The organism is Collinsella aerofaciens, from assembly GCF_032584215.1.
GTDB lineage: Bacteria > Actinomycetota > Coriobacteriia > Coriobacteriales > Coriobacteriaceae > Collinsella.
Genome location: NZ_JAWHPN010000008.1, coordinates 57,858 through 81,382, shown reverse-complemented (window position 1 = coordinate 81,382; position 23,525 = coordinate 57,858). Strand labels below are relative to the sequence as shown.

Here is a 23,525-nt window from a genome sequence, read left to right as displayed (position 1 = left end):
TCAGGGTCAACCAGGCGCGCGACAGGTGGGACCCGACTGCAAGGGTGGTGCGCCATATCCTGATGGCCGACGCGACTTACCGCAGCTTGGGATAGGTGCGGCATCACCCGTTATCTAAACTGTTAGATTCCAAAATTATCCTTGCATCGGCGGGGGAGTTCCCGTATAGTTCTTCTTCGCACGGGGGCGTAGCTCAGCTGGGAGAGCGCTTGACTGGCAGTCAAGAGGTCAGGGGTTCGATCCCCCTCGTCTCCACCCGAACATTGAATGAGGCTCCAACGCAAGTTGGGGCCTTTTTTCATATAGGCACACAAGGTCAAAGGCGGCACCATGATCCTCCTGGTCGACAAGATCGTGCGTTGAACGGGCGCCGCGTGCATGGTAGTATTTCACGTCGTGGTTCAAGATGGGTGGCCTGTTCTATTGGCCTCTATTGCACGCGCCATTTTATAAGGGCTCTTGGCGCAACGGTTAGCGCAGGGGACTCATAATCCCTGGGTTCTGGGTTCGAATCCCGGAGGGCCCACCAGAGAATCGAGGGGCCGGGCAAATAGCCCGGCTTCTTTTTGCCATAGTTCCCACTCCATATGCCTGCCAAATTGCTTTGAAAAACGTTTGCAGTTCAAATCCACGTAAAAGATTATGCTGGTTGACAAGAACCATTTCAAAACTATGCCGGATTACGGGGCTGGACCCGGACCGGCCGTCCATACCCTGCATTTCGCTGAATGCGCAAGTCGTCTACCTGCGGTTTTGATTTTACCGATTACGGCATGCTCGGGGGTTCCCGGCCTGGCCCCGTAAACCGGCATGGTTTTGAAATCGCCGGGTCGGCGGGAGCGCGATCGGCCCCGATAATGAGCCCGGCGCTGGCGGGACGGTCGTTGGGCGGATGGCGGCCTGCGCCGCGACTGCGAAATTTTCCAAAATTGTCCTTGCATCGGCGGGGGAGTTCCCGTATAGTACTTCTTCGCACGGGGGCGTAGCTCAGCTGGGAGAGCGCTTGACTGGCAGTCAAGAGGTCAGGGGTTCGATCCCCCTCGTCTCCACCCGAGCATTGAATGAGGCTCCAACGCAAGTTGGGGCCTTTTTTCATATAGGCACACAAGGTCAAAGGCGGCACCATGATCCTCCTGGTCGACAAGATCGAAAAAAGCTTCGGCGCACGCGTCCTCTTTAGCGGCGCGTCCTTCCAGATCAACCCCGGCGAGCGCTTTGCGCTCGTGGGACCCAACGGCGCCGGCAAAACCACCATGCTCAAGATCATCATGGGCATCGACAGCCCAGACGCCGGCCAGGTCCAGTACGCCAAGGACTGCCAGGTAGGCTACCTAGAGCAGGAAACTAATCTGGAGCAAAAGGACACCACCATCCTTGCCGAGGTCATGGCCGCCGCCAAGGAAATCCGCCGCATGGGCGAGCGCGCCAACGAGCTGCAGGCCCAGATCACCGAGCTCTCCGAACAGGGGAAGGACGTCAACGCGCTCCTCAACGAGTACGGCCAGGTCCAGGACCGCTTTGAGCACCTGGGCGGCTACGAGCTCGAGAGCAACGCTCGCAAGATCCTGTCCGGCCTGGGCTTTAAGGTCGCCGACTTTGAGCGCCCGTGCTCCGAGTTCTCGGGCGGCTGGCAGATGCGCATCGCACTTGCTAAGCTCTTCCTGCGCCACCCCGACCTGCTGCTGCTCGACGAGCCCACCAACCACCTGGACCTCGAGAGCGTCCAGTGGCTGCGCGGCTTTATCGCCAACTACGACGGCGCCGTGCTCATCGTCAGCCACGACCGCGCCTTCATGGACGCCTGCGTCGACCACGTCGCCGCACTCGAAAACCGTCACGTAACCACCTACACCGGCAATTACAGCAGCTACCTCAAGCAGCGCGAGGACAATCTGGAGCAGATGCGCGCCAAGCGTGCCGCTCAGGAGCGCGACATCGCCCACATGCAGGTCTTCGTCGACAAGTTCCGCTACAAGCCCACCAAGGCTGCCCAGGCCCAGGAGCGCATCCGCAAGATCGAGCAGATCAAAAAGGAGCTCGTCATCCTACCCGAGGGCCACAAGCACATCGACTTTAAGTTCCCCGATCCGCCACGCTCCGGCGACATGGTCGTGGGCCTCGAGGGTGTGTCCAAGTCCTACGGCGACAAGCACATCTACAGCGACATCGACCTCAAGCTCTACCGCGGCGAGCATGTGGCGCTCGTCGGCCCCAACGGCGCCGGCAAGTCCACCCTCATGAAAATCATCGCCGGTCTGGAGCCGCCCACTACCGGCACGCGCGACCTGGGCACCAACGTGGGCGTGGCCTATTACGCCCAACACGCGCTCGAGGGCATGACCGAATCCAACACCGTCCTGCAAGAGATTGACACCGTTACGCCCAAGTGGACCGTGCCGCAGCAGCGCAGCCTGCTGGGTGCCTTCCTGTTTAGCGACAACGACGCAATCGAAAAGCAGGTACGCGTCCTCTCCGGCGGTGAAAAGGCGCGTCTGGCCCTGGCAAAGATGCTCGTGGCCCCCGAGGCGCTCCTGTGCCTGGACGAGCCCACCAACCACCTGGATATCGACTCGGTGGACATGCTCGAGAATGCCCTGCAAAACTTCCCCGGTACCATCGTGCTGATCAGCCACGACGAGCACCTGGTACGTGCCGTGGCCAATCGCGTAATCGACATCCGCGATGGTAACGTCACGGTCTACGACGGCGACTACGACTACTACCTCTACAAGCGCGAGGACATCGCGGCCCGCGCCGCCGCCGAGGCGGCAGGGGAGAGCGCACCGGCCACGGCCAAGTCCGCCAAGGTCGCCGCGGCCCAGCCCGATGCGCCCGCCGCCACCCCCAAACCTGCCGAGGGCAAAAAGACCAAGGAGCAAAAGCGCGCCGAAGCCCAGGCCCGCGCTGCGCTCAACAAAAAACTCAAGGGCGTGCGCAACCAGCTCAAGAAGATCGAGGCAGAGCTTGACAAAAAGCGTGCCCGCTATGACGAGCTTATGGAATTGATGGCAAGCGAAGAGCTTTATGCCGATCAGGATAAGTTCAACGCCGCGCTGGGGGAATATAACGGCCTTAAGCAGGAGCTGCCCAAGCTCGAGGACGAATGGCTGGAGCTTTCCACCCAGATCGAAGAGGAGACCGCGCGTGAACTCTCGTAAGGCCGCTGCCGTGGCGATGAGCATCATCGCCATCGCGTGCCGCATCTCCGGCATCTTTATGAGCGCGATGACCGTGCTGCTGTGTTTTAGCGGCCTCACCGCCAAGCTGCAGATCGTGGGCTTTGTCGTTGAGCTTTCGCGCGCGCTGCCAAGCGCCATCGCCGGCTACGGCGTCATCACCTCTCCCTTTGGCGGCGTGTTCCGCCTGGATTACGCAATCGTGGCCGTCATTCTGTTTGTCGCCGACTACTTGCTCACGCGCGCCTCGCGCCGCGTCCGCTAGGGGAGCGCCATGTCCAGCAGCTATATCATGAACCTGCTCGCGAGTGCCGTCGCCGTCATTGTGGGCATCGTCATCCACGAGAGTGCGCACGCCGCCGCAGCCTGGGCACTCGGCGATAAGACGGCCCGTTCGCGCGGACGCGTCTCGCTCAACCCGCTCAACCATATCGACCCGTTTGGCACCATCATCCTGCCGCTGCTTATGCTTGCCGCCGGCGGTCCTGTATTCGCCTTTGCCAAACCCGTGCCCGTCTACCTCAACAACCTCAAGCACCCCAAACGCGACGAGGTCCTGGTGAGTGCGGCCGGCCCCGCATCGAACATCGCCCTCGCGTGCCTTGCCGCGGTCCTCATGCACGCGGCATACGGCAACCTATACACCAGCATGTCCTTTGCCGTTGCATCACAGATCATGAACTTCGGCGCCACGTTCATCGTAGTCAACCTGTCACTCGCGTTCTTCAACCTCATCACGATCCCGCCGCTCGACGGCTCGTCGATCATCGTGCCCTTCCTCAAGGGCAAGGCGCTCGCCAACTACTACCGCCTGCAGCAATACGCCATGCCCATCCTCATCCTGGTGCTGTACCTGCTGCCCATGTGGACCGGCATCGACGTAATCGGTCGCTATTTCGACGTTACCGTGTATCCGCTCGCTGAGCAGCTGCTTAACTTCGCAATCGCCGCCATCTAAGGTAAACTAACAGGTCGACCGTGCAAAACGGTCGTAACATGCACCCAAACCGCGCCGCGAAGGCGCCGTCAAAGGAGGTCGAAGATGTCGTATCGCGTGTCGACGCAGGTCTACAGCGGACCGTTCGACCTGCTGCTGCAGCTGGTAACCCGCCAAAAAGTAGATATCGGCGCCATCTCGATCAGTGAGGTGGCCGAGCAGTACCTTGCCGAGGCCGAGCGCATCGAGGCGCTGGACCTGGACGTGGCAAGCGACTTTTTGCTGGTCGCGGCAACCCTTTTGGATATCAAGGCCGCCTCTCTGGTGCCGCAGGAGGCCCCGCGCAAAGCCGATGATGACGATGACGAGTTCGACGAAGACCTCGAGGAGCTCAGCACGCTCGACGGCGACGCCTTGCGCGAGGTCCTGATCCAACGCCTGATTGCCTACAAACAGTTTAAAGGCGCGGCTGCGGCCCTCGGTGCCCGCATGCAGGCCGAAAGCCGCATGCACCCGCGTGTGGCCGGCCCCGACCCCGAGTTCTTGGGCCTCATGCCCGACTACCTGGCCGGCATCACCCTGCGCGGTCTCGCTGTCATCTGTGCCGACCTGGACGGCAAGCGCCAGACCTTCCTGCTGGAGGCCGAGCACGTGGCGCCGCATCGCGTGCCGCTCGACCTGACGGTGGCCTCGGTCGACCGCTTTACCATGGCACACCAAACCTGCACCTTCCGCGAGCTGTTAGACGGCGATGCTACCACCGAGCAGCTCGTCGTCACCTTCCTAGCCATGCTTGAGCTCGCCAAGCGCGGCTCGCTCACGCTGAGCCAGGACGAGATCTTTGGAACCATCCGCATCAACCGCGTCGAGGGCGCCGAGGCCTACGTGCCCGGCGAGGGCCCCGAGCTCACCGAATAGGAGCCGCAACCATGTCAACCCTTTCCACGCTGGAGGCAAACAGTCTCAAAGGTGCCCTCGAGGCGCTGCTGCTGGTGTCGAGCGACCCGGTGAGTGCGGCCGCGCTGGCCGGCGCACTGGATATCGCCCCCGGCGAGTGCGCGTCGCTGCTCGCCGAGCTCAAGGTTGAGTACGAGGAGGCCAACCGCGGCTTTCAGCTTCGCGAAGTCGCCGGCGGCTGGCGCCTGTTTACGCATCCCGCCTACCACGACGTGGTCGAGGCCTACGTGCTGAGCTGGGACACGCAAAAACTGTCGCAGGCGGCGCTCGAGACCCTGGCCGTCATCGCCTACCACCAGCCCGTCACGCGCGAGGTGGTCAAGGGTATCCGCGGCGTCAATTCCGACGGCGTCATTGCGTCGCTCGTTGACAAGGGTCTGGTGCGCGAGCTCGGCCGTGACCCCCAGCGCGGTCAGGCCATCATCTACGGCACGACCAACGCCTTCTTGGAAAAGTTCGGTCTGCGTTCCACCCGCGACCTGCCCGATCTGGAGCAGTTTGCCCCCGACGAGCAGTCGCGCCAGTATATCCGCGAGCGCCTGAGCGGCCGCAGTATTCAGTCCACGCTCGAGGAGCAGGCCGAGGACTTAGACGAAGAGCGCGAACTGCTCGATACCGATGTTGAAGATGTTGAGGCAGCCGAGGACTTGGAGACCCTGGTCGTTGGCGATACCTCGGAGGATTTGCATGACGAGGACTAACGAAGCAGAGGAGACGCGCGCCGTGGGCAACGCAGTACCCGCAACCGACGCCCAGCCCGTCTACCCGCACACCATGCGCCTGCAGCGCTTTTTGGCGCGCGCAGGCGTGGCGAGCCGACGTGGCTCGGAGGATCTGATGACCGCCGGCCGCGTGACCGTCAACGGCGAGGTCGCGACCGAGCTGGGTACCAAGGTAGACGTCGACCGCGACCATATCGAGGTCGACGGCATGCCCGTCAAGCTCAACCAGGGCGCCGTGTACCTGATGCTCTACAAGCCAACTGGCTACCTCACCACCATGAGCGATCCGCAGGAACGCCCTTGCGTGGCCGACCTGGTCCCGCGCGACCGTTTTCCGGGGCTCTTCCCGGTGGGTCGCCTGGACCGCGACACCACAGGCCTTTTGCTCTTTACCACCGACGGCGACCTGTCGCAGGATCTGCTGCACCCGAGTAAGCACGTCTACAAGACCTATCAGGCGCTCGTGGACGGCCACTTGACCGATCGCGACTTGGAACCGCTCCGCCGTGGCATCGAGCTCGACGACGGCCTATGCCAGCCGGCGATCTGCCGAATCATTAACGCGCGCGAGGCCGAGGCCGTAGCTCCCCAGGGCGTCAAGCCCGGCACCACCGCCGTGGAGGTCATCATCCGCGAGGGCCGCAAAAATCAGGTTAAGCGCATGCTGAGCAAGATTCACCATCCGGTGATCCGCCTGCACCGCTGCAACTTCGCCGGCCTGGAGCTCAAGGATGTGGCCAAGGGTTCGTGGCGCGAGCTCACCGACCGCGAGGTGCAGATCCTCAAAAGCGGTGGCATCCCGCCCAAGCAGGCGAGCGGCAAGCGTAACGGCGGCAAGCCCCAAGACACGCCCGCCAGCCGCACGCGTCACCACGGCAGCCACGGCTCCGCACCCAAGCGCAACACCTACCGCGAGCGCTACACGGGCTAGGCAAACCGCCGCACCCCAACGCCCGCGAACCATAGCAGCACTTCAACCACCGAAAGGAAGCATTGCATGATCGTTGCCATCGACGGCCCCGCCGGATCCGGCAAGTCCACCATCGCCAAGGAGATCGCCCGCCAGCTGGGCTTTAACAAGCTCGACACGGGCGCCATGTACCGCGCCGTCACCTTTGCCGCGCTCGACCGCGGCATCGATCTGGACGACGAGGCGGCCATCGACGCCCTCGCCGAGCAGATCGAGATCCGCTTTACCAACGGCACCGGCGAGGACACGCGCCTGACTATTGACGGCCAGGACGCCTCGGCTGCCATCCGCACCCCGCAGGTCGACGCCAACGTGTCCAAGGTCTCGGCCTACCCGGGCGTGCGCACCGCCATGCTCATCCATCAGCGCCGTGCCGCCGAGGACCGCGATATCGTGGCCGAGGGTCGCGACATCGGAACCGTCGTGTTCCCTAACGCGCAGGTCAAGGTCTTCCTGACGGCCGACCCGCGCGAGCGCGCCCGTCGCCGCGTGCTGCAGCGCCACCAGAACGACGCCCAGCCGCTCACGTCCGAGCAACTCGAGGCCGAAGTCGACGAGACCCTCGACGCCCTTAAGCAGCGCGACAAACTTGACAGCAGTCGCGAGGTCGCCCCGCTCGTGCCCGCCGAGGACGCCGTGCACGTCGACTCCACCGCCCACACCATCGACGAGGTCGTCTCGATAATCAAGGACCTCATCAACCAAAGGAGGTAGCCCATGCGCCTGTTTCAGCAGACGCCCGAGGACTATTACAACGCCCCCTACGCCGAGTTTCCAGCGCTCATCCGCGGCACCGTCGTCGTAGTCATGGCCATCCTTTGGGCCTTCTCCAAGCTCATGTGGCGCTGGAAGGTCGAGGACGCCGATCTTCTGTTTGAGCGCCAGGAAGGCCGCGGCAGCGTGGTCATCTGCAACCACACCTCGATGGCCGAGCTCTTGGCCGTGGAGACGGCGCTGTTCTTTGGGGGCCGCCGCATTCGACCCATCTTTAAGTCCGAGTTCGCCAAGAGCAAGATTGTTCGTTGGGCCTTTAGCCGCGTGGGCGGCATCCCCGTGGAGCGTGGTACTGCCGATATGAAGTGTCTGCGCGCCGCCCAGCATGCGCTGCAGCGCGGCGAGGACGTTCTGATCTTCCCCGAGGGCACGCGCATCCGCTCGCGCGAGATCAAGCCCGAGGTCCACGGCGGTTTTGCGCTCATCGCCCAGATGGGCAAAGCACCCGTCAACCCGCTCGCAATCTGTGGCTGGTCCGACATCACGCCTGCGGGCAAAAAGATCATGCGTCCCAAGAAGTGCTGGATCCGCGCCGGCAAGGCCGTCTCGCTTTCCGATGCACCCGCCGGGCTTAAGCGCACGGAGCGCCTGGCCTGGTTTGAGTCCGAGGCCATGAACCGCGTCTACGCTATGCGAGACGAGCTGTGCGCCGAGCATCCGGGCAGGTTCTAGCCATGAGTGAAAACGTGACGAACACTGCCGCGACTGCGTCCGACCAGGACGGCGCGCCCATCATCGAGATTGCAGCCCACGCCGGCACTTGCTACGGCGTACAGCGCGCGCTCGACATGGCGCTGGCCGCCGCGCCGCAGGCAGGGGAGAGCACTCAGGTCCATACCTTGGGTCCGCTCATCCATAACCCCATCGTGGTACGCGAGCTCGCTGAGGCAGGCGTTGGCTTGGCCGAAACCCTGGACGACGCAGCAACCGGCACCGTGATCATCCGCGCCCACGGCGTGGTGCCGCAGGTCATCGATGCCGCTCGCGAGCGTGGCCTTAACGTCGTCGACGCCACCTGCCCTTACGTCAAGAAGGTCCACGTGGCCGCCGAGCGCCTGGTGCGCGAGGGCTACCGCGTGATCGTCGTAGGCGAGCCGGGTCACCCCGAGGTGGAGGGCATCCTGGGTCACGCCGGCAATGATGCGCAGGTCGTGAGCTGTGCCGCCGATGCCAACGCTTTGCCGCTCAAGGGCAAGGTGGGCTTGGTTGTGCAGACCACCCAGACCGCGCAGAACCTCGCCGAGGTCGTGGCTGCCATCACCCCGCGCGTGCAGGAGCTGCGCGTGATCAACACCATCTGCGCCGCCACGAGCGAGCGTCAACAGGCAGCAGCCACACTTGCCAAATGCTGCGACTGCATGGTCGTGGTGGGCGGCAAGAACTCGGGCAACACCCGCCGCCTGGCGCAGATTTGCGCAGACGCCTGCGAGCGCACGTATCACATCGAGGAAGCTTCCGAGCTCCAGGCCGCGTGGTTTACCGACGCTCACCACATCGGCATCACTGCCGGAGCCTCCACCCCACAAGAACACATCGAACGCGCCGTCACGCGCATCAAGGAGCTTTGCCGCTAACCATGGACCAGACCGTACCCGCATACGCCGCCGAGGTGGCCGATTACGGGCGCAGCCGCGACCCCGAGCCGGGTGAGGGCGCGCTCGTAAAGAACGTACGTCCCGAATCGCCCGCGTGGGATGTGGGTATCGAGCCGGGCATGCGCGTGCTCACGGTCAACGGTGAGGTGCTCACCGACATGATCGTGTGGCTCTGGGAGGCAGACGACGACACCGTCGAGCTTGAGGTATTCGACCCGCGCGACAACAGCGTCACCCCCGTCGAGCTCGACCGCTTCCCGGGCGAGGATTGGGGTTTGGAGTTCGATGGCCCCATCTTCGACGGCATGCGTACCTGCGTAAACGCCTGCGTGTTCTGCTTTATGACGATGCTCCCCAAGGGCGGCCGCTCCACGCTCTATATTCGCGACGACGACTACCGTCTGAGCTTTTTGCAGGGCAACTTCGTCACGCTCACGAACCTCACCGATGAGGACGTGCAAAACGTCATCCAACGCAACATGAGCCCTATGAACGTGTCGGTCCATGCCGTGAGCCCCGACGTCCGCCGTCGTATGATGGGCCGCAACGCCCAGCGCGGCATGGACGTACTCGAGGCCATCATGGCCGCCGGCATCGAGATTCACGCGCAGATCGTGTTGTGCCCCGGCATGAACGACGGCGAGGAGCTGGAAAAGACCCTGCGCTTTTGCGAGGAGCACGAGCAAATCACAAGCCTGGGCATTGTGCCGCTCGGTTTTACCAAGCACCAAAACCGCTTTAGCTGGTCATACAGCGACAAGCCCGAACTGGCGCGCGAGACCATTGCCATGATCCGTCCCTACCAGGACCGTGCCTTCGAGCGTTTTGGCCGCCACACCTTCCAGATGAGCGACGAGTTCTACCTGGACGCCGGCATCGATCCGCCCGAGGCGGACTTTTACGACGGCTATCCGCAGTACTACGACGGTATCGGCATGATCCGCTCGTATCTGGACGAGACCGACGATGTACTTGCTGCCGACGCCGAGCGCCTGTGCCGCGTCCGCGCTGGCATCGCCGAGCGCAACCAGCACCTGCTGTGCCTCTCGGGCGCCAGCGCACGCGACACCGTGGCGCGCTTTGTGGAGTCGCCGCATGGTCTCGCCGGCACTGTCACAGCCATCAAGAACCGCTACTTTGGCGGCAACGTGGACGTGACCGGCCTCATCGTCGCGTGTGACATTCTGGAGCAGCTGCCGCAGGACCTCTCGGGGGTTATGCTCTTTGTGCCTAAGCTCATGTTCAACGCTGACGGCATGACGCTTGACGAGTATCATCGTGACGATTTACTCGCAAGCCTTGCCAGTCGCGGCACCGAGGTTCATGTGGTGTCGACCATGCCGCATGAGCTGCTCGATACCCTGGAGCACATCCTTGGCATTGTGCCCGCGGACTCTAACATTTCCACTGACCCTACCCATTAAAGGAGTGCAGATGAAACCTATCGTCGCCGTCGTCGGACGCCCCAACGTGGGCAAGTCCACGCTCGTTAACCGCCTGGCCCAGACCTCGGACGCCATCGTCCACGAGTCCCGCGGCGTCACGCGCGACCGCTCGTACCACACGGCCGATTGGAACGGCCGCGAGTTCACCATCGTCGACACGGGCGGCATCGAGCCGCTCAAGAGCGATGACGTGTTTGCCACGTCCATTCGCGACCAGGCCCTCGCCGCCGCCGAGGAAGCCGCCGTCATCCTGTTTGTGGTCGACGGCCGCACCGGCGTCACCGAGGAGGACGAGTCGGTCGCCCGCATGCTCAAGCGCTGCGACAAGCCGGTCTTTCTGCTGGTGAACAAACTCGACAACCCCGATCGCGAGAACGACAGCATCTGGGAGTTCTATTCGCTCGGTATCGGCGAGCCCACGCCGCTCTCGGCCCTGCACGGCCACGGCACGGGCGACCTGCTCGACGATATCGTTGCCCTGCTTCCGGAGGAAGAGGACGAAGTCGCCGATGAGTTCCCCGATGCGCTGAACGTCGCCATCATCGGCCGCCCCAACGCCGGTAAGTCGTCGCTGTTCAACCGCATCCTGGGCGCCGACCGCTCTATCGTGTCCAACATTGCCGGCACGACGCGCGACGCCATCGACACCGTCGTGGAGCGCAACGGCAAGCACTACCGCATGGTCGACACCGCGGGTATTCGCAAGAAGAGCACCGTATACGAGAACATCGAGTACTACTCGATGGTTCGCGGCCTGCGCGCCATCGATCGCGCCGACGTGGCACTGCTCGTCGTCGACGCCTCCGTGGGCGTTACCGAGCAGGACCAGAAGGTCATGGGCCTTGCCATCGAGCGCGGCTGTGCCATCGTGGTGCTGCTCAACAAGTGGGACCTGCTCGACGACGACCGTAAGCGCGAGGCCTGCATGGAAACCGTCGACCGCCGTCTGGGCGTCATGGCTCCCTGGGCCCAGTACCTGCGCATCTCTGCCCTCACCGGCCGCAGCGTCGAGAAGATCTGGGCGATGGTCGACGCTGCCGAGAAGACGCGCTCGCAAAAGATCACCACCTCGCGCCTCAACACGTTCCTTACCGACCTGCGCGAGTTCGGCCACACCGTGGTGGACGGCAAGCGCCGCCTGCGCATGCACTACGTGACTCAGACGGGCATCAACCCGCCGACGTTCACGTTCTTCGTCAACCACAGCGACCTGGTCAACGACACCTACCAGCGCTACGTGGAGAACCGCATGCGTTCGACCTTCGATTTTGCCGGTACGCCCATTCGACTCTTCTTTAGGAAGAAGGAGCAAAAGGATGCATAATCCGATTCTTCTGACCGCCATCTGCGCCGTGGTCTCGTTCTTTATCGGAGCGATTCCGTTTGGCCTGATCCTGGGACGCGTGTTCAACCACACCGACATTCGCAAGGCGGGCTCCGGCAACATCGGCACCACTAACGCGCTGCGCGTGGCCGGCCCCAAGGTGGCCGCGCTCACGCTGCTGCTCGACTGCCTTAAGGGCGCCGTCTGCGTCCTTATCGCCCGTCCGCTCATCGCGAGCGTGGGCTATGGCTTTCCGCCGAGCATTATGGCTCCCGGTGCTGCCGGTGATTGGATGATCGGCGTCATCTGCCTGGCGGCCGTATGGGGCCACATCTTCTCGCCGTACCTCAACTTCCACGGCGGCAAGGGCATCGCCGTGGGTCTGGGCGTTATCCTCGCCTGGTACTGGCCCATCGGACTTTCGCTGCTGGGCATGTTTATCGTGGCCGTTGCCATCACCAAGTTTGTGTCGGTGGGCTCGCTTGCCGCCGCCATCGGCCTTCCCATCGCCGCCTGCGCGGTCTTTCCGTACAGCAGCCTGGGCCTCAAGTTTTGCATGGCGATGATCGGCATCACCGTGGTGTGGGCCCATCGCGCAAACATCAAAAAGCTCATGACCGGTAAGGAGTCCAAGCTCTCGTTTACCAAGCGCGTCACCGAGCCCGACGATAAGTAGGAGAGAGTCATGAATGTTGCGCTGATTGGCTCTGGCTCCTGGGGAACCGCTGTCGCCGGCCTTGCCGCCGCGCGAGCCGAGCGCGTGACCATGTGGGCCCACAGCGAGCAGACGGCCGCCGGCATTAACGGCGAGCACCGCAACCCGCGCTATCTGGTGGAATACGAGCTGGCGGACAACGTGGTAGCAACGACCAAGCTCGCCCAGGCGCTCGACGGTGCCGATGCGATCATCTTTGCCGTTCCTTCGACGCACCTGCGCGACGTGTGCCATCAGGCAGCGCCGTTTATCGATGCGGAAACTCCGGTCCTGTGTCTCACCAAGGGCATCGAACCCGAGTCCGGCCTGCTCATGAGCGAGGTCATTGCCAGCGAGATCGGCAACGAGTGGCGTGTGGCGGCCCTCTCGGGCCCCAACCATGCCGAGGAGATTTGTCGCGGCGGGCTGTCTGCCGCCGTCATCGCCAGCGAAGATACGCAGGTAGGGGAGACCTTTAAGAAGCTGCTGCTGTCCACGGCCTTCCGTATCTACCTGTCGCAGGATATGACCGGCGTCGAGGTTTGCGGCGCCATGAAAAACGTTATCGCCATCGTGTGTGGCATCTCCGCCGGCTCAGGCGCGGGCGACAACACGCTTGCCCTCATCATGACGCGCGGCTTGGCAGAGATCAGCCGCCTGGTGCACGCCCGCGGCGGTCAGGCCATGACCTGCATGGGGCTTGCCGGCATGGGTGACCTCATTGCCACCTGCACCTCCGAGCATTCGCGCAACCGCACCTTTGGCTACGAGTTTGCCCACGGCGTGTCGCTCGACGAGTATCAGACGCGCACGCATATGGTAGTGGAGGGTGCCGTTGCCGCCCGCAGCGTGAGCGAGCTCGCCCGTTCACTGGGCGTAGACATTCCGCTCACCTTTGCCGTGGAGCAAACGCTCTACAACGGTGTTACTTTGGATAGGGCGCTCGAGATCCTTACCGACCGCGTCCCCTCTCAAGAGTTCTACGGACTCAACGACTAGCGCAGAAAGGCTACTACCATGGGTTCCATCAAAATCGCTCCGTCTGTCCTTTCGGCCGACATGGCCAACCTCAAGGGCGAGCTCGACAAGATCGCCGGTGCCGACTACGTGCACTTCGACGTTATGGACGGTCACTTTACCGGCAACCTCACCTTTGGCGTCGACATCCTCAAGGCCGTCAAGCGCTCCACCGATGTACCGGTCGACGCGCACCTGATGGTGTCGAACCCCGACGAGACCGTTGATTGGTACGCCGACGCCGGTGCCGACATGATCACCGTGCACTACGAGGCTTCCACGCACCTGCACCGCACGCTCACGCATCTGCAGCAGCGCGGCGTCAAGGCCGGTGTGGTGCTCAACCCCGCCACGCCCGTCTGCGTGCTCGATAGCATCATCGACATTGTTGACATGGTGCTGCTCATGAGCGTGAACCCCGGCTTTGGCGGCCAGAGCTTTATCCCCGGCACCATCGCCAAACTGCACGAGCTCAAGGCCATGTGTGAGCGCCACGGCGTTTCGCCCCTCATCGAGGTCGACGGCGGCATCTCTTCCAAAAACATCGCCGAGGTCGTCAAGGCCGGTGCCGATGTTCTGGTGGCCGGCTCCGCCGTATTTAAGTCCGAAGATCCCGCTGCCGAGGTTGCGCTGCTGCAGAAGCTGGGCAACGAGGCCGCACAGGAGGCATAAACCCTTATGACCGCAGGTCAAAACCGCATACCCGTGAATCTTGACTATGCCGCCTCGACGCCCATGCGCGCCGAGGCGCTCCTTGCGCAGCGCGAGTACGACGACAGCGAGCTTGCCGGCGTCAACCCCAACTCGCTGCACTCGCTCGGCCGCAAGGCTGCCGCGCGTCTGGAGGTTGCACGTCGCGAGATCGCCCGCAGCTTTGGCGCGCGCGTTCGCCCGTCTGAGATTGTTCTGACCAACGGCGGCACCGAAGCCAACCAGCTGGCGCTACTCGGTCTTGCCGAGGGTGCACGTCAGCGCGACCGTAAGCGTAACCGCGTGATCGTATCTGCCATCGAGCACGATTCGATTCTGGACAACCTGCCGCTGCTGCGTGCCGCAGGCTTTAGCGTCGACCTGGTGCAGCCCTGCCGCATGGGCTACATTGAGCCTGCCACGCTTGTCGAGCTACTAGGCGACGACGTGGCGCTCGTGAGCATCATGGTTGCCAACAACGAGACCGGCGTGGTACAGCCCATCCGCGAGCTTGCCTCGGCCGCTCATACCGTGGGCGCAGTGTTCCACACCGATGCTATCCAGGGCTATCTGCACATTCCACTCGATGTCACCGAGCTGGGCGTCGATGCTATGTCCGTCGCGGCCCACAAAATTGGCGGTCCTGTGGCATCCGGCGCGCTCTACGTTAAGACCCGCACGCCGCTGCGCCCCCGCATCTTTGGCGGCGGACAGGAAGGCGGACGTCGCGCCGGCACGCAGGACCTGCGCACGCAGCTGGCCTTTGCCGCTGCCGCCCGCACGCTGGCTCCCCATGTGGCTCAGGAGCGCGAGAAGCTGCAAACCCTTTCCAACAAGCTCTACGCCATGCTTACGGCCCATCCGCGCATTCACGCCACCATGGGCGACTACGAGCAGGTCGACCGTCTGCCGGGTATGGTTTCGATCTACGTCGACGGCATGGACTCCGAGGAGCTCATCGTCAAGCTCGACGCCGCCGGCTTTGAGGTATCGGCAGGCTCGGCGTGCTCGAGCGGCAGCATGGACCCGAGCCATGTTTTGAGCGCGATGGGCATCGGTCGCGAGCAAGCTCTCGGCGCTCTTCGCATCTCGTTCGATGACCGCGTGAACCCAGCCGATCTGGACGACTTTGCCCAAGCGCTGCTGTCGATCGTGGGTGCCGCATGATCGTCGCCGAGCTCGAGCGCGCTCTGCTGGCACGCTATCCAAAGACGGACACCGAGCCCTGGGACCACGTAGGCTTATCCGTGGGCGACCCTGCCGCCGAGATCACCGGCGTGACCTGTGCGCTCGATGCAACCGAGACCAACGTACACCGCGCTCTCGAGGCCGGTGCCAACGTTCTGCTGACGCATCACCCTATCTATATCAAGGCTCCTGAGGCCTTTTGCCCAGCTGATGCCGCACGCCCCCAGTGCAGCGCGGCACTCTACGAGGCAGCGCGTTGCGGCGTGAGCATCATATCGCTCCACACCAACCTGGACCGCTCGCACGAAGCCCGCGTCTGCCTGAGCGAGCTGCTGGGTGCCGCACCCGTGAGCTCACTGGAGCACGTGGACGACCCCGAGTCCACCGGCCTGGGTGCACTCGCGACCCTCAACAACCCCTGTAGCCTGCGCGATCTCGCCGCCCGTGCCGCCACGGCATTTGGCAGCGACCCGCGTGTGTGGGGCGAAGCCGAGCACGCATGCCGAACCGTCGCTATTTTGGGCGGCTCCCTGGGCGACTTTGGAGAGCTCGCCATCGCCACGGGCGCAGATGTTGTCGTGACGGGCGAGGCGGGCTACCACGTGGCGCAAGACCTTGCCTTGCGTGGGCTACCGGTGATCTTGCTCGGCCACGACCGCTCCGAGGAGCCGTTCGTTGATATATTGATGAACTCTGCAGTTGACGCCGGGGTCGACCCCCGTCATGCGATTAAAATACTGAACCCTTGCCAATGGTGGACTGTGACAAAAGGAGAGAACTTATGAGCGCCGGCGCTACGCTACTCAAGCTGCAACAGATCGATTTGGAGCTCGCCCGCAACAAGAGCGAACTTGCCAATATGCCGGAGCTCAAGGAGCTCGCTTCCAAGCGCAAGACCTATGTGAAGCTCAAGTCCGAGATGACCAAGCTCTACGCCCAGCGCAAGGATCTGGACATTGAGCTCGACGATCTCAATACAACCGAGATTCAGACCAACAACGCCATCGAGGCTGCCAAGAAGCGCCACGTCGACGGCTCCGACTACCGCGAGGTTCAGGACCTGGAAAATGAGCTCGCCACCCTGGCCAAACGTCTGGACAAGATTGAGCACACCCGCAAGGACGTCGTTGTCGCCCATAAGGAGGCGCTCGACCGCGAGGCCCGCGCGCAGGCAATCATCGCCAAGTTCGAGGAGGGCGTGAAGGCCGATACCAAGGCCGCCCGCGCCAAGGCTGCCGACCTGCAGGCTCAGATTGACGCCGCCGCTAAGGAGCGCACCGCGCTTGCTGCCACGCTGCCGGCCGACGTTCTCACCGACTACGAGCGTCTGCTCAAGCAGTTCCGCGGCCTGGCCGTCGAGACCATCCAGGGCAACATCCCCACGGTCTGCCACACCGCGCTGCAGGCATCGTCCATGAGCGACCTGAACCACGACGGTAGCGAGATTACGCACTGCCCGTACTGCCACCGCCTCCTGGTGCTCCCGAGCAAGGAAGCTTAAACGATGGCGGCACCCAACAATTCAATGCAACTTGAGGGAAAAACGATCCTGCTGGGCATTACCGGCGGGATCGCCGCCTATAAGTCGTGCAATATCGTGCGCCTGCTGCAAAAGCGCGGCGCGCACGTCAAGGTCGTTATGAGCGAGCATGCCACCGAGTTTGTGGGGCCGCTTACCTTCCGCGCACTCACCAATGAGCCGGTCGCGGTGGGCCTATTCGACGATCCCTCCGACCCCATCCACCACATTTCGCTGGCGCAGGAGCCCGATCTGGTGGTCGTGGCGCCCGCGACGGCCAATATCATCGCCAAGATGGCCAACGGCGTCGCCGATGACCTCATCTCCACCACGCTGCTTGCGACGCCGCGACCCATCGTGATCGCACCCGCTATGAACAACGGCATGTGGAAGGCGCCGGCGACGCAGGCCAACATGGCCACGCTTCGCGAGCGCGGTGTCCATGTGGTGGGTCCGGGCAGCGGCTACCTTGCCTGCGGCGACGTGGACACGGGACGCATGAGCGAGCCCGAGGATATCGTCGAAGCCATCTGCGAGGTGCTCAATCCTGTGCCGCAAGACTTGGCGGGCAAGCGCATCGTGATTACCGCCGGCCCCACGCACGAGCCGATTGACCCCGTGCGATTCATCGGTAACCGGTCGTCGGGCAAGATGGGCATCGCCCTGGCGGGGGAGGCTGCTCGCCGCGGTGCTGCGGTCACGCTCGTGCTGGGCCCGACATCGCTCGATGTTCCCCGCGGCGTGGAGTGCGTGCGCGTGCAAACCGCCGCAGAGATGCTCCAGGCGGCCCTGAGCGCCTTCCAGACGGCCGATGCGGCAATTTGTGCGGCCGCCGTCGCCGACTATACCCCCGCCACCCCTGCGGACCATAAGCTCAAAAAGTCCAACGAACGCTTGAATCGAATCGAACTGGTCGAGACGGTCGATATCTTGGCCGAGCTCTCGCGCCAAAAGGGAAATCGGAGCGTGATCGGCTTTGCGGCCGAAACCGATAACGTCGTGGAGTACGCACAGCGCAAGCTCGCGCGCAAGGGTTGCGATGCCATTATCGCCAACGATGTCTCGCGCGCCGATTCGGGCTTTGGAACCGATACCAACAAGGCCTGGATTGTGAGCACAACGGGTACGCAAGAACTTCCCGTGCTAACAAAACCCCAGCTCGCAGATACAATTTTGAACTTGCTTCAAAATTTGTAAAAAAGTTCTTGCACAAGGACAAAGTTTCGAGTTAATATACTCCCTGTTGCGAGCGAGAGCAGAGCAACAAACAAAAGTTTCGGGACGTGGCGCAGCTTGGTAGCGCACTTGACTGGGGGTCAAGGGGTCGCTGGTTCGAATCCAGTCGTCCCGACCAGAAGTTTGCAGGTCAGGCACCTAGTGCCTGACCTTTTTTGTTTTCAGTCATCATGATTAATTTGCTTAAAGCAACAACGTTCCCGATCGATGTAATCACCGAATCAAAACGTGTACATCAGCCACCAAAATCGACATTTTTCGACATGTTTGGAGGCGGATGTACACGAATGCGAAATCCCCGTCGCCTAAAAGCACCTTCCACATGTCTGGACTCTCTATGCTTACGCTGGATAGACATCGCCGGAACGGGTATAGTATCGAAAGTTTTGTCGTTAACCAGCGGGGGAGTCCTGTGGGCATCAAAAAGAAGATCAAAAAGGAGCTTATCGGCACTTCCGATTACCCGTCGAATAAGATCTTTACGATCTCCAATTTCATCACCTTTACGCGCCTGATCCTCACCCTGGTATTTCTATACCTGTTTGTGACGGATAACAACCGCGTCATCGCCATCGTTATCTACGCCGTTGCCGCCTCCACCGACTGGATGGACGGTCAGATCGCCCGCATGACTAAGACGGTCTCGTGGCTCGGCAAGGTCATGGATCCCATTTGCGACCGTGCGCTGCTGTTCACCGGCGTGCTGGGACTGGTGGTCCGCGGAGAGCTGCCCATCTGGGTCTGCGTGCTCATTATTGGCCGCGACATCTATCTGGGCATCGGCACGCTTATCGTGCGTCATTATCACCGTCGCCCCATCGATGTCGTCTTTCCCGGAAAGATTGCCACAGCGCTGCTCATGACCGGCTTCTCGCTCATGCTGCTCGGTTTCCCCGTTATTGACGGCCTGCATCTTTTACCTTCATCCCTTACGGCCTTCCCGGGCCTCAACGGAAGCTCGGTGCCCCTCGGCATCTTCTTTGTGTACGGCGGTGTGATCTTCTCCATGCTCACGGCTGTCATCTACTCCATTAAGGGCGGAGCGGCCATTAAACAAGCTCTCACGCATCCCGAGGACGAGGACATCGACTTTCTGAACCCTGAAATCGAAGACTGATTCGTTGGGGTATGATTACGTACGGTTCATTATTTGCGGCACGTCCGCGATAAGTTAGGGGTTGTCATGGACAACATAGTTAACAATATGCCTCAGAATGATAAGACTGCTGACGCTACCTGCGTATTCCGCGTGCCTTCAAGCGACGTCACCGTTCCCGACCTCATGGCCAACGTGCGCATCACCGCCCCCGTTCTGTCCATCGTCAAGGGTCCGCAGACTGGTGCCGCCTTTGAGCTCGAGGACGACGTGACCACCATCGGCCGCGATCCTGCAAACGGCATCTTCCTCAATGACATGACCGTTTCGCGCAGCCACGCGCGCATTATCCGCGAGGGCCTCGGCGCTCGCATCGAGGACTTGGGCTCGCTCAATGGCACCTGGGTCGACGGTGCCATCGTCAATGCGGCCCCGCTGCACGACGGTTCTTCCGTCCAGATCGGTACGTTTACGCTCATCTACCACGAGAGCACGCCGGAGCGCATCGAAACCGGTGAGTAGGGCATGGCCGAACGCAACTATCTGAGTATCGGCCAAGTCGTCAACCTACTTCGAGGCGCATACCCCGATCTTTCGAACTCAAAAATTAGATTTCTAGAGGATGAGGGGCTCATTACCCCTCATCGTACGCCAAAGGGGTACCGTCAGTACTCCAAGGAGGACGTTGATCGCCTGGAGGTCATTCTGCACTTGCAGAAGACTCGCTACATGCCGCTCAACGTGATTAAGCAACGCTTGGAAAACGCCACGGACCTGTCAACGCTCGCCTACGAGGTGGGCTTGCTGTCCGATGTTCCGCTCAAGACGGAGCCCAAGGAGACTAAGCAAAAGCTACATCCCATCGAGACCATTCCCGATATGCTGGGCGTCGAGATTTCGTTTATCCGCTCGCTCGCCGAGAACGATCTCATTCGCATCATCAAGAGCCCACAGAATCGTGAGCTCGTCGATGGCCGCGATTTTCCGATCATCCGCTACTGCTCCGAGCTGTCACGCTTCCATATCGAGCCGCGCAACCTGCGTCAGTACGTGTCTTCCGCCAACCGCGAGTCCTCGATGTTTGAGCAGGTGCTCGTGAGCATGCTCGGAATGGATACCTCCGATGACGAGCGCGACGCCAAGCTCGAGCGTGCGTTTAAGAAGCTTCACGACCTGACGGAAGGTGTGCACACTGCGCTGCTCAAGAACCGCGTTTTTGAGTCGCTCAACGCCGTGGTCGAGGACGCCGACATCGATGCACTCGATGAGGAAATCACTCGCTCCGAGTCCACCAAGGCCAAAAACGAAGAGACAGCCGCGCCTGCTTCGCACGAGGATTCTCTCGTAAAGCCGCTCAAGGTCGTCGTCCCTTCGCAATCCGGCACCGCCACCGCGGGCATATAACCGCTGCTGAAATTTCGGCAACCCATTGAAAGGTCATGCAATGTACGACTTCGAATCTCAAATCGTCGACATCCCCGACTATCCCGAGCCCGGAGTCATCTTTAAAGACATCACGCCGCTCTTTGGCAATCCCGAGGCGCTCAAAGCCATGACCGATGCCCTCGCCGAGCACTTTGCCGGCATGGGAATCACCAAGGTCGTGGGTCCCGAGGCTCGCGGCTTTATGGTTGGCGTACCGGTGGCTGTAGCCCTTGGCGCTGGCTTTGTTCCCGCACGTAAACCGGACAAGCTGCCGCGCGAGACCGTAAGCCAGAGCTACGAGCTCGAGTACGGCACCGATTCAATTGAGATCCATGCCGACGCTATCAGCTCTAAAGATACCGTGTTGATTCTGGACGACTTGGTCGCGACGGGCGGAACCGTCGAGGCAACAGGTAAACTGGTGCGAGATATGGGCGCAAAGCTTGTCGGTTACGGTTGTATACTTGAGCTTGCGTTTCTCAACCCGCGCGAGAAGCTCACGCCGTCTGATGACGATGTGGAGCTCTTTAGCCTGGTGACGGTGGACTAGCCGTTACCCTTAGTTACTGGAAAGGAAGCTACATGCGCACAGCAAACACGCACAAAAACATGGCACGCTGCGCTGCTACGGCAACCCTCGCTTGTGTTTTGGGCTTGGGCCTCGCGGCTCCTGCCTACGCCGATACCGCATCCGACCTTGCCGCTGCTCGTACGAAGCTCGAGCAGATCGGTACCCAAACCCAGCAGATTTACGATGAGCTCGCCACGCAGACGCAGGCGCTCGATCAGACTGCCGGCGAGATCACGCAAAAGCAGCAGGAGATCGCCGATGGTCAGGCCAAGCTCTCGACCTATGTCGCCGGCGAGTACAAAACCGGCGGTCTGAGCCTGCTTCAGGTTCTGACGGGTGTCGATGACCTGAGCGATATGCTCAACCGTCTGTTCTACTACGGCAAAGTTTCCGATAAGCAGGCTCAGACCATTCAAGAGGTCAAGGAACTTAAGCAGCAGCTCACCGATAAGCAGTCCGAGCAGGAAAAGAACGTCGCCGCCACGCAAAAGAAGGTCGACGAGCTTAACGCCCAGCAGGCTGAAGCCCAGAACGTCGTAAACTCTCTGGATTCACAGCTGCAGGCCGAACTAGCCGCCGAGGCCGAAGCCAACGCCGCGCTGCAGGCCGGCATCAACGCCAGCACCGCCGAGAAAGCCACGGTGAGCAACGAGACTGCCGGTACGACCGAGAACACCAACAACGGTGGCCAGACCAGCAATAACAACAACCAGGGCGGCAACACTCCGGCTCCTACGCCGGCACCTGCTCCGACGCCGCAGCCCCCCGCACCTGCTCCGGCTCCGACGCCTTCTGCCCCGAGCCAGTCCGTCGACGGCGGTTCTGTTGTCTCTCGTGCATACAGTAAGCTTGGTTGCGCTTATTCCTGGGGCGGAATTGGCCCGAACAGCTTCGACTGCTCTGGTTTTGTTAGCTATTGCCTCACTGGTCGCTATTGCCGTCTGGGCACCACGGGTACCTTTATGGGCTGGACGCGTGTGTCCGATCCGCAGCCCGGTGACGTTGTGGTCAACTCGTACCACACTGGCATTTACATCGGTGGTGGTCAGATGATTCATGCTTCCGACTACAACACGGGTGTTATCATCAGTTCCGTTGCCGCCGGCATGAACAACAACTATATCTTCGTGCGCTACTAAGTTATCCTACACAGCGTGTGAATGTGGACCTCGTGGCTTTAAGTCGTGAGGTCCACTCTTTTCTCTCTCATCTTAGACGGCTATCTAGTATTCAAAACTAGATAGCCGTCCATTTGGTTTGCAAGAAGGCTATAATTGTTGACGAACCATTAGAAAGGACCCTCTATGAGCTGGGCACTTATCTCCGATTCAAGCTGCAACCTCCGCGATTGGCAACCGACCGCGCCCCATACCACCTTTGCATTTGCGCCCCTCAAAATTCGAGTGGGGGAGCGTGAATTCGTCGATGACCTTTCACTCGATGTTCATGAACTCAACTGCGCTGTTCAGGCGGAGACGAACGCTTCTTCGAGCGCTTGTCCCAGCGTAGGGGAGTGGGCCGAGCTCTTCAAATTGGCAGACAAGACCATCTGTATGCCGATCTCTGAGGGCGTGTCGGGCAGCTACAACGCAGCAGTCACGGCTCGCGATATGGTTCTTGCCGAGGAACCGGACCGACAGATTCATCTAGTCAATTCACGCGCAGCTGGCGGCAAAATGGACCTCATTTTCTTGCTGTTCGACCGCTATCTTGCAAGCAATCCGAATGTCGCATTCGAGGACGCTTGCGCATACTTCGATAGCCTTGAACAGAACAGCAAAATCCTCTTCAGTTTGTGCAATTACGAAAACCTCGCCAAAGCCGGACGTATCCCTAAGGCAGCCGGCGTCATTGCCAACAAGCTCAATATCCGCATTTTGGGCACGGCGAGTGAGGCCGGTAAAATCGAACTCGTCGGGCACACGCGTGGCGAAAAGAAGATGCTCAACAAGATCATCGATACCATGGAAGCCGAGGGCTTTGCCGGCGGCGAGGTCATCATCGATCACGTTGAGAACGAAGCTGGAGCACAGGCGCTTACTGATCGCATAGTCGAGCATTGGCCCGGCTCCAAGACCATCATCATGCCCTGCAACGGCCTGGATTCCTATTACGCCGAGATGCACGGCCTCATCATCGGCTACGGCATGGGCGTAGCTTCGGGCAAATAAAGTCCAACCAAGCAAAAA

The 23,525-nt window shown here is 61.4% G+C and carries 24 protein-coding genes and 4 tRNA genes; all 28 read left to right on the top strand.

What is annotated here, in order from left to right; translation table 11 throughout:
- Window positions 1-182 precede the first annotated feature (182 nt).
- The 28 genes from RX395_RS03900 to RX395_RS03765 all read left to right on the top strand — a co-directional run bounded on the left by RX395_RS03900 (window position 183) and on the right by RX395_RS03765 (window position 23,507).
- Window positions 183-255 (top strand) — tRNA-Ala (locus RX395_RS03900).
- 198 nt (window positions 256-453) lie between these two features.
- Window positions 454-529, top strand: a tRNA-Ile gene (locus RX395_RS03895).
- Between the two features lie 447 nt (window positions 530-976).
- Window positions 977-1,049 (top strand) — tRNA-Ala (locus RX395_RS03890).
- A 75-nt stretch (window positions 1,050-1,124) separates the two neighbouring features.
- Entirely contained in the window at window positions 1,125-3,158 is a 2,034-nt protein-coding gene (locus RX395_RS03885; protein ID WP_316365603.1) for an ABC-F family ATP-binding cassette domain-containing protein, read from the top strand.
- The gene (locus tag RX395_RS03880) at window positions 3,145-3,441 is read left to right on the top strand and encodes a hypothetical protein (RefSeq protein WP_316365601.1); all 297 of its coding nucleotides are present in this window, start codon (window positions 3,145-3,147) and stop codon (window positions 3,439-3,441) included. The genes RX395_RS03885 and RX395_RS03880 overlap by 14 nt, the downstream gene beginning before the upstream one ends.
- Before the next feature lie 9 nt (window positions 3,442-3,450).
- Window positions 3,451-4,134, top strand: a complete 684-nt coding sequence (locus RX395_RS03875) for a site-2 protease family protein (RefSeq protein ID WP_316365599.1) — start codon at window positions 3,451-3,453, stop codon at window positions 4,132-4,134.
- 84 nt (window positions 4,135-4,218) lie between these two features.
- Window positions 4,219-5,031, top strand: coding sequence for a segregation and condensation protein A (locus tag RX395_RS03870; protein WP_316365597.1), 813 nt, complete (start codon window positions 4,219-4,221; stop codon window positions 5,029-5,031).
- Between the two features lie 11 nt (window positions 5,032-5,042).
- A complete protein-coding gene (scpB, locus tag RX395_RS03865; RefSeq protein ID WP_316365596.1) occupies window positions 5,043-5,771 on the top strand; it encodes an SMC-Scp complex subunit ScpB in 729 nt (242 codons plus the stop codon).
- On the top strand, window positions 5,758-6,723 hold the full coding sequence (locus RX395_RS03860) for a pseudouridine synthase (RefSeq protein WP_316365594.1): 966 nt from the start codon (window positions 5,758-5,760) through the stop codon (window positions 6,721-6,723). Before scpB ends, RX395_RS03860 begins: the two co-directional genes overlap by 14 nt.
- 66 nt (window positions 6,724-6,789) lie before the next feature.
- The gene (gene cmk / locus RX395_RS03855; protein ID WP_316365592.1) at window positions 6,790-7,476 is read left to right on the top strand and encodes a (d)CMP kinase; all 687 of its coding nucleotides are present in this window, start codon (window positions 6,790-6,792) and stop codon (window positions 7,474-7,476) included.
- Between the two features lie 3 nt (window positions 7,477-7,479).
- Window positions 7,480-8,208 (top strand): lysophospholipid acyltransferase family protein, encoded by a 729-nt coding sequence (locus RX395_RS03850; protein ID WP_316365590.1) that lies wholly within the window; start codon window positions 7,480-7,482, stop codon window positions 8,206-8,208.
- A gap of 2 nt (window positions 8,209-8,210) precedes the next feature.
- Window positions 8,211-9,110: a 4-hydroxy-3-methylbut-2-enyl diphosphate reductase gene (locus RX395_RS03845; RefSeq protein ID WP_316365588.1), complete on the top strand. Its 900-nt coding sequence runs from the start codon at window positions 8,211-8,213 to the stop codon at window positions 9,108-9,110.
- Between the two features lie 2 nt (window positions 9,111-9,112).
- Window positions 9,113-10,555, top strand: a complete 1,443-nt coding sequence (locus tag RX395_RS03840; protein WP_316365586.1) for a DUF512 domain-containing protein — start codon at window positions 9,113-9,115, stop codon at window positions 10,553-10,555.
- 10 nt (window positions 10,556-10,565) lie between these two features.
- Window positions 10,566-11,900: a ribosome biogenesis GTPase Der gene (der, locus tag RX395_RS03835; RefSeq protein ID WP_117803194.1), complete on the top strand. Its 1,335-nt coding sequence runs from the start codon at window positions 10,566-10,568 to the stop codon at window positions 11,898-11,900.
- Window positions 11,893-12,576 (top strand): glycerol-3-phosphate 1-O-acyltransferase PlsY, encoded by a 684-nt coding sequence (plsY, locus tag RX395_RS03830; protein WP_316365584.1) that lies wholly within the window; start codon window positions 11,893-11,895, stop codon window positions 12,574-12,576. The genes der and plsY overlap by 8 nt, the downstream gene beginning before the upstream one ends.
- A gap of 9 nt (window positions 12,577-12,585) precedes the next feature.
- Window positions 12,586-13,593, top strand: coding sequence for an NAD(P)H-dependent glycerol-3-phosphate dehydrogenase (locus RX395_RS03825; protein ID WP_316365582.1), 1,008 nt, complete (start codon window positions 12,586-12,588; stop codon window positions 13,591-13,593).
- An 18-nt stretch (window positions 13,594-13,611) separates the two neighbouring features.
- Window positions 13,612-14,283, top strand: a complete 672-nt coding sequence (gene rpe, locus RX395_RS03820) for a ribulose-phosphate 3-epimerase (RefSeq protein ID WP_316365580.1) — start codon at window positions 13,612-13,614, stop codon at window positions 14,281-14,283.
- 6 nt (window positions 14,284-14,289) lie between these two features.
- Window positions 14,290-15,468 (top strand): cysteine desulfurase family protein, encoded by a 1,179-nt coding sequence (locus tag RX395_RS03815; RefSeq protein ID WP_316365579.1) that lies wholly within the window; start codon window positions 14,290-14,292, stop codon window positions 15,466-15,468.
- A complete protein-coding gene (locus tag RX395_RS03810; RefSeq protein WP_316365577.1) occupies window positions 15,465-16,274 on the top strand; it encodes a Nif3-like dinuclear metal center hexameric protein in 810 nt (269 codons plus the stop codon). Before RX395_RS03815 ends, RX395_RS03810 begins: the two co-directional genes overlap by 4 nt.
- Complete coding sequence (locus RX395_RS03805) at window positions 16,271-16,990, top strand: zinc ribbon domain-containing protein (protein ID WP_316365576.1); 720 nt, start codon at window positions 16,271-16,273, stop codon at window positions 16,988-16,990. Before RX395_RS03810 ends, RX395_RS03805 begins: the two co-directional genes overlap by 4 nt.
- Window positions 16,991-16,993: 3 nt before the next feature.
- Window positions 16,994-18,205 carry a bifunctional phosphopantothenoylcysteine decarboxylase/phosphopantothenate--cysteine ligase CoaBC gene (gene coaBC / locus RX395_RS03800; RefSeq protein WP_316365574.1) on the top strand — a complete coding sequence of 404 codons (1,212 nt, stop codon included), beginning with the start codon at window positions 16,994-16,996 and terminating at the stop codon, window positions 18,203-18,205.
- Between the two features lie 80 nt (window positions 18,206-18,285).
- A tRNA-Pro gene (locus RX395_RS03795) sits at window positions 18,286-18,362 on the top strand.
- A gap of 294 nt (window positions 18,363-18,656) precedes the next feature.
- Complete coding sequence (locus RX395_RS03790) at window positions 18,657-19,361, top strand: CDP-alcohol phosphatidyltransferase family protein (protein ID WP_316365573.1); 705 nt, start codon at window positions 18,657-18,659, stop codon at window positions 19,359-19,361.
- Window positions 19,362-19,427: 66 nt separating this feature from the next.
- Window positions 19,428-19,862 (top strand): FHA domain-containing protein, encoded by a 435-nt coding sequence (locus tag RX395_RS03785; RefSeq protein WP_316365571.1) that lies wholly within the window; start codon window positions 19,428-19,430, stop codon window positions 19,860-19,862.
- 3 nt (window positions 19,863-19,865) lie between these two features.
- The gene (ftsR, locus tag RX395_RS03780; RefSeq protein WP_316365570.1) at window positions 19,866-20,744 is read left to right on the top strand and encodes a transcriptional regulator FtsR; all 879 of its coding nucleotides are present in this window, start codon (window positions 19,866-19,868) and stop codon (window positions 20,742-20,744) included.
- A 40-nt stretch (window positions 20,745-20,784) separates the two neighbouring features.
- Complete coding sequence (locus tag RX395_RS03775; RefSeq protein ID WP_316365568.1) at window positions 20,785-21,315, top strand: adenine phosphoribosyltransferase; 531 nt, start codon at window positions 20,785-20,787, stop codon at window positions 21,313-21,315.
- Between the two features lie 32 nt (window positions 21,316-21,347).
- Window positions 21,348-22,475, top strand: coding sequence for a coiled-coil domain-containing protein (locus RX395_RS03770; protein ID WP_316365566.1), 1,128 nt, complete (start codon window positions 21,348-21,350; stop codon window positions 22,473-22,475).
- A gap of 165 nt (window positions 22,476-22,640) precedes the next feature.
- Window positions 22,641-23,507, top strand: a complete 867-nt coding sequence (locus RX395_RS03765) for a DegV family protein (RefSeq protein WP_316365564.1) — start codon at window positions 22,641-22,643, stop codon at window positions 23,505-23,507.
- Window positions 23,508-23,525 lie beyond the last annotated feature (18 nt).